4 protein-coding genes and 1 pseudogene are annotated in these 5,911 nt (G+C 70.1%); all 5 read right to left on the minus strand.

Annotation, left to right across the window (positions count from 1 at the left end):
- Positions 1 to 128: 128 nt before the first annotated feature.
- Positions 129 to 860 carry a YcnI family protein gene (locus ACFW2E_RS39840; RefSeq protein ID WP_384474891.1) on the minus strand — a complete coding sequence of 244 codons (732 nt, stop codon included), beginning with the start codon at positions 858 to 860 and terminating at the stop codon, positions 129 to 131.
- Between the two features lie 48 nt (positions 861 to 908).
- A complete protein-coding gene (locus ACFW2E_RS39845) occupies positions 909 to 1,562 on the minus strand; it encodes a hypothetical protein (RefSeq protein WP_384474883.1) in 654 nt (217 codons plus the stop codon).
- An 80-nt stretch (positions 1,563 to 1,642) separates the two neighbouring features.
- The gene (locus ACFW2E_RS39850; protein ID WP_384474886.1) at positions 1,643 to 2,728 is read right to left on the minus strand and encodes a DNA helicase; all 1,086 of its coding nucleotides are present in this window, start codon (positions 2,726 to 2,728) and stop codon (positions 1,643 to 1,645) included.
- On the minus strand, positions 2,725 to 4,572 hold the full coding sequence (gene drmB, locus ACFW2E_RS39855) for a DrmB family protein (RefSeq protein WP_384474888.1): 1,848 nt from the start codon (positions 4,570 to 4,572) through the stop codon (positions 2,725 to 2,727). The genes ACFW2E_RS39850 and drmB overlap by 4 nt, the downstream gene beginning before the upstream one ends.
- Positions 4,569 to 5,738 (minus strand): annotated as a pseudogene (locus tag ACFW2E_RS39860) (helicase-related protein); the annotation flags it as partial. The pseudogene ACFW2E_RS39860 and the gene drmB, both read right to left, overlap by 4 nt.
- Positions 5,739 to 5,911 lie beyond the last annotated feature (173 nt).

The following is a 5,911-nucleotide window of genomic DNA, read 5'->3' on the forward strand; positions in this document are numbered from 1 at the left end:
CGTCGTGCGCGCCCCCCCCCGAGTCTCGCTGTGCATCCCACACCCAGTCACCCCCCCCCCCCCCGGGGTCTGCTCCGATTTTGGTGCACAATACCCGCGACAGCACCCTTGCCGCGTACGGCTGCTCGTCACGAGCGGGTGGACCGTCCCCGTCCCCGTACGATCGCGAAGGCGGCGGCCGCCAGGCCCAGGACGCCGACGATCAGCCCCGCGCTGCCGAGGCCGCGCGCGGTGGAGTCGTTGGAGTCGCCGGAGGCGGCGGCCTGGGTGGAACTCCTCGTGCCTCCGTCCTTGGCGGCCGAGGCGGCGGGGGTCTCACCCTCACCGGCCGTGAGCTTCAGCACCGGCGCGGGATTCTCCGACTCCTCCTCCCCGCCCTGCTCGATCCAGCGGACGACCTTGCCGTCGGAGTACGTCTGCAGGGTCTTGAAGGTCAGCTCGTCGGCGTCGTCGGGCAACTGCCCGAAGGCGACGTCGAAGTCCTCGTACTGACCGGCCCCGATCCTGCCGCCGGTCCAGGTGATCGCGGAGACGGCCTCGTCGATGGTCCCGTCGTCGGTCTTGACCGGCTTCTCGAGCTTGGTGGTGGTCACCTTGGCGGTCCAGCCGTCCCGCGGGTGGACGAGCACGCCGAGAACGGGGTGGTCGGTGGGCAGGAAGACCTGGACCTTGGTCGTGCTCGCGCTGTCCTCCTCGTTGGGCACACGGAAGGTCAGCAGACCGTCCGTGGCTCCCTTGGCGTAGCTGTCGGGGTGGACGGTGACGTGCGCCGAGGCGACACCCGCGGCCGCGAGGACTGCGGCGGCGGCGAGGGCGGTGACGGTGGAGGCGCGGCGCAAGGCGACGCGTGACATGAGCATGGACATGGCGAGTGGATCTCCGTACGTACTCAAGAGTGTGATGGGGGGTCAGGTCGTGTACGGGATCCGGGCGGGCGGTCCGCGGCGGCGCACCGCGTGCCGCAGCAGGAGTTGCCGCAACGGGACGGCCTCGGTGCGCGTGCGCCCGGGGCCGCCGGGGGGCGCGGGAAGCGGGACGGGAACGCCCCGCCACCGGGCCACCGCGAGCGAGGGCACGAACGCGGCCGCCCGGCGCAGCAGCGACCACAGCGCGGCCTCCCCGCGCCGCAGCCACCAGGAGGCGACGAGGGCGGCGAGGAGGTGGGCGGCCGTGACCGGCGTGGACATCTCGTGGACGTGTGCCACGGCGGCCGTGGCGAGCGCCGAGAGGCTGTGGGCATGCCCGACGGCGGCATCGGCGTGACCCTCCGGGGACCCCGGCCGCGTGCCGCCCGCGGACGCGACCGCGCGCGGATGCGCGACGTCGAAAACGATGTGCAGACCAGCCTGCGTGGCGAGCACGACCGCCCCGATCCCCGCCAGGGACCGCTCCCGGCCGCCGAGCAGCCACCCGGTGAGGAAGACGCCGAGGAACCCGGCGCCGTCCGCCCACACCGGCGGCACGTCACCGGTGGCGAACCCGTGCCCGGCGGCAGCAAGCAGCACGCACACCGCGGCGAACACCGCGGCGCGCAGGCTCCTTACCTCCGGGGACGCGCTCATGTCTTGGGGGATCCTCCCACGGAGGAGGTATACGTATGTGGGTGATCCCCTTGTTCAGGACGTCGCGTCCTGTGCTTTTGTCATCCGCGCAGCAACTCGCCCGGACCGATCTGTGCCAGCAGCGGAGGCTCGCTCTCCCCCTCGTAGGCGAGATGCAGCTCACGCCGGGCACGCGTGGCCAGCACGTAGTACGTCATGCGCAACGCGGCAGACGTGGGATCGGTTGCCGCATCGGTGTGCGCGTCGGGGATCACGACAGTGTCGAAACCCAGCCCCTTGGCGCTGGCACGGTGGACCAGCACGATGCCGGGGCGACCGAGGTCCAGTGTGCGGTAGCGCCCTCCTTTGGCCATGGACGTGTACAACTGCGGCTTGAGCCGCGGTGCTCTGTGCTCGATGCTGCCCAGCAAGGAGAACTGGGTGTGCTTCGAGTTCACGATCACCCCGATGGTGTGCTGCGGATGCTGCTGGGCCAGGAGGATCACCAGGTCGGCAGCGCCCTTGGGCGGCAGACGGTGCAGCCGGGGCACGGGCCCGTCTCGTTCGGGAAGGTCGGGCAGGTCGCTCCCCGTGTGGAAGTGCGTGGCGAGGGAGGCTATCTGCCGCGTGTTGCGATGGTTCCCGTCGAGTTCGTGCCGGCTGCACCGGCCGAGGCGCTGGGCTATCTCGGCAAGGGTGGAGTTGGTGTCGGTCAGCCGCTGGCACTCGTCGGCGTACACCGTCGTGCGGGCCTGCAGCAGGCGGAGCAGCCGGTAGAACTCCGGTGGCAGGTCCTGTCCCTCGTCGACGACCAGCGTGGCGTCGGGGTCGGGGCCCAGCTCAGCGGCTCGGTCGTAGCAGGCCTCCCAGTCGTACGTGCCGTCGGCAGCGGCCGGAGCCTTGCCGCCGTACCACTCCGTGAGCCACGCGTGTGCTGTCGCCACCCGCACGCTGCGGTCTCTCGGCCCCAGTGCGTGGACGACCGCGGCCAGTGACTGGCGCAGGAGGTTGGAGCGGGTCAGCAGCGTGACCTGTGCGCCCGTCAGTGCGAGCATGATGGCCCGCTGAGCCGCCAGCAGGCTCTTGCCGCTGCCCGGCGGACCGCTGACGAGATGGTTGCCGTCGAACGCGAGTTCATCGAGGCTGACCCGCTGCTCGGGTGAGAGATCGAGATAGCTGACGGTCATGGCTGCTCCAGAACGGTTGCCGCGGCGGCACGGGCGGTTCCGACGACGGTCTCCAGGTAGCCGGGCACCCCTTGGCCGCCGATGACCAGGGCGCGGTCGAGGAGGGCATTGCCGGCCTCGCAGCTCGTCTCCGGAAGGAGTGCGCAGGCATGGCAGGCCGCGCGGTTGAGGTTGGCGAAGCCCTGTCCCGTGTGCTCGGCGCACAGCGGATCCGCCGAGCACCAGGCGGCTGCTTCGGTCATGCGAAGGAGGGTCTCCGCCAGACGCGGCGACTCGCCCTGGCGGACGAGGCCGCCGAGCGTGCCCTCCGCGTCACCGGCGGCGGTGTAGACGAGGATGCCGTACTGGTCCTGGTCGGGGCGCGCGTAGATGCGTTCCCGCAGGCTCGCAGTGGTGTATCCGGATTCGAAGGAGAGCTGACGGATCAGCAGGTGCGCGAGAGTGTGCAGGAGGACGTAACGGGGAGCGAGCTCCGGGCCGGTGAGATGCTCCAGGCGGTCCTTCTGGAAGGACCGGTCGAGGTCGGCACGCATCCCCGAAACCCGGTGCTGGACCTTCGCGTCCGCCTCCCATGAGGAGAGCTCATGCCGGTCCAGTGCGAGGAAGATCCCCTCGCCGAAGACCTCCACGGCGGGGAGCCATCTCAGGCGCCGCGCCGTGTCGGACGGCACGACCGTGGCATCGGGTGAGACCCGGGTGAAGCCCGACAGGGCGCGGACTTCGCGCAACCGGTCGGCGAGGACGATCCTGCCGAAGCGCCGACGCAGGCCGGCCCACGGTTCCTCGGTCTCGCCGTCGAGGCCCAGGGTGGTCTCGCGCAGTGCGAAGTCTCGCGTCGGCGGCGGTGGCGGAGCGGTGAAGGCGGCCCACTCCTCCCGGCTGAGGTCGGGACGGGCGGGAGCGGACGGAGAGTCGGCGGACGGCACGGGCGTGTGCCCGGTCTCCTCGGCGACGAGGGCGTCTAGGAGTGCCTCGTCGGCTCCCGTGTCCTCCAGGATGATGTCCCGGAACATGCCGGCCCGCGGCTTCCCGATGTGCCGGCACAGCTGTACCCAGAGGTCGTGTTCACGTACCCGCCGGGTGAGCTCCTCGTCCGCGTGAGCCGGAACCTCGGTCTCAGGGATGTCGAGCGCCGAGTGCACGATCGGGTAGTACATGTTCCCCGCGGTGCGCTGCACCACCTGAACCGGCTTGACGCACTCCACGGCCTCGCCGGCCCGCTGCCAGGGGTTGCGTCCGGAACACCGCATCCCGTGCGTTCCGAGGATGTCGAGCAGATCACGCGCGGCTCCGCACCCCTTCGCGGTGCAGGCCACGGAGAGCGCTTCGAGTCCCGAGGCGCGGTCGGAGACGAGGAAGCGCAGTCTGTCGCGTTCGGTGCACTGTCTGCGCTCGCCGGCGTCACGTCGGGAATGCGCCCAGAACCACCAGTCGATGTCACTGAGGTGACCGGCCGCACAGATCTGCACGAATCGCATGGGCGCGAGGGTCCGCGCCGGCGAGCAGGAGGGACAGCGCGGCGGCTGACCGGGCTTCTCGTCAGCGATCCGCCACCGCTTCATGCGCCGGCAGGCCCCGCAGAAGAGCCAGGAGGGGAATCGGACGTACGGTGCTCCCGGCGCGTCCGGGGTGTCGAAGCGGTCGTTGGCCGTGGCCGGGGCGGCGTAGAAGCCGGTGACGCCGAGCCTGGAGGCCAGCCGTGGGGACTCGACCTTCTGCCTGCCGCGGCCCGGCCAGTCGCCGATTCCGGTGGCGACGAAGGACTCGCCCTGGATGTCGAAGACGGCTCCGACCCCGAACGGGACGACCGTCTGCGACTGACGTACCCGCAAGGTGCGGCTCACAGGTCGGCTCCCTTCACCATCACCTGGCATTCCCGGTCTACATTGCGCATGGAGTTGGGCGTCTCCCACAGCCCGTACTTCTGTTCAAAGCTCTTGATCAAGTTCGACTGCCCCTTGCCCTGGCTGCGGTAGTAGAGCTCCCGGCCGTGCTTGTACGCGTCACGAGCGGCGTCCTCCCAGTCGGCGACGAGGTCCGCCAGTTCCTTGCGTACGGCCTCGCCGCTGCCCGGCTCGCATACTTCGGCGCGCAGTGCGAGCTGGTCCGCGAGTGCCTCCACCTCCGGGAGGCGATCGACGATGTGACCCGCTTGGTTCTCCGCGGCCAGCCCGAGCCGGTGGCGCACGAGGATGACGAGCGCGGCGTGCAGGGCTCGGCGGCGTGAGGGTACGGACCACGGCGTCACGCTGGTGGGCTCGACGTGCCGGTAGAGGGAACGGTGGTAGATGTCGAACGTCTCGTAGTGCGAACGGTCGCGTGGGCGTGTGGCGTTGAAGAACGTGACGACGAGTCCGGGGACGGAGCTGCGCCCCACCCGGCTGGTCGCCTGGATGTACTCGGCGGTCGTCTTGGGCTGGCCCTGCATGAGCATCAGGGCGAGACGCTTCACGTCGACACCCACGGAGAGCATGTTTGTGCACGGGAGAAAGGACACCGACGCGGGGTCGTCCCATGGTTTCTCCAGCCGGTCGAGCAGAACGGGCTGTTCCGCGCGCGGCAGATTGCTGGTCAGCTCCTGTACCTGATGGTCCGGAAGCTGCCTGGTACCCGCTCCGGTGTCGAGCCCGGTGAGCTGTGCGGGGATGTCGTCACCCGCGGCCGTGACGGTACGTCCGAGTTCGCGCAGGCTGTGGTGGTAGGCGACCAGGGTCCAGTAGGCGTCGCGGTGTTCCTCGGGCAGTTCTCACGCTCCTTGGAGCATGGCCGCGGCAGTGGCCACGGAGGCGCGACCGGCGGTGTGCCCCTGGGCCATGACGCCTACGTAGAGGCGACCGGGGCGCGAGGAATCCTGTTCGGCGAAGTACGAGTGACGGGCGTCCAGTCCGGCAGGCGGGAAGAGCTCGACTCCGCCGCCGTACAGGGCCCGGATCTGTTCTACGGAGCGGCGGATGGTGGCGGTGGAGGCGATGATCTTCGGTCCGGTTCCGTCGGGTGCGGCGCACAGGCCGGTGCTGCCTCGATACTGGGTGTCAGACCGAGAGGTAAACGAGAAACTCGCTGCCAGGCAATGGGAGCACCAATGGCTCCTAAGGGCTGTCCCGTAACCCCTGGTCAGGGGTGAGATGATCTTGGTGTGGCTGGTGTGATCACGGCGTCGGAGCCGTCTTGGATAGCCCCGTT

Origin of the sequence: Streptomyces sp. NPDC058964 (genome assembly GCF_042741275.1) — a bacterium.
Classification (GTDB): Bacteria; Actinomycetota; Actinomycetes; order Streptomycetales; family Streptomycetaceae; genus Streptomyces.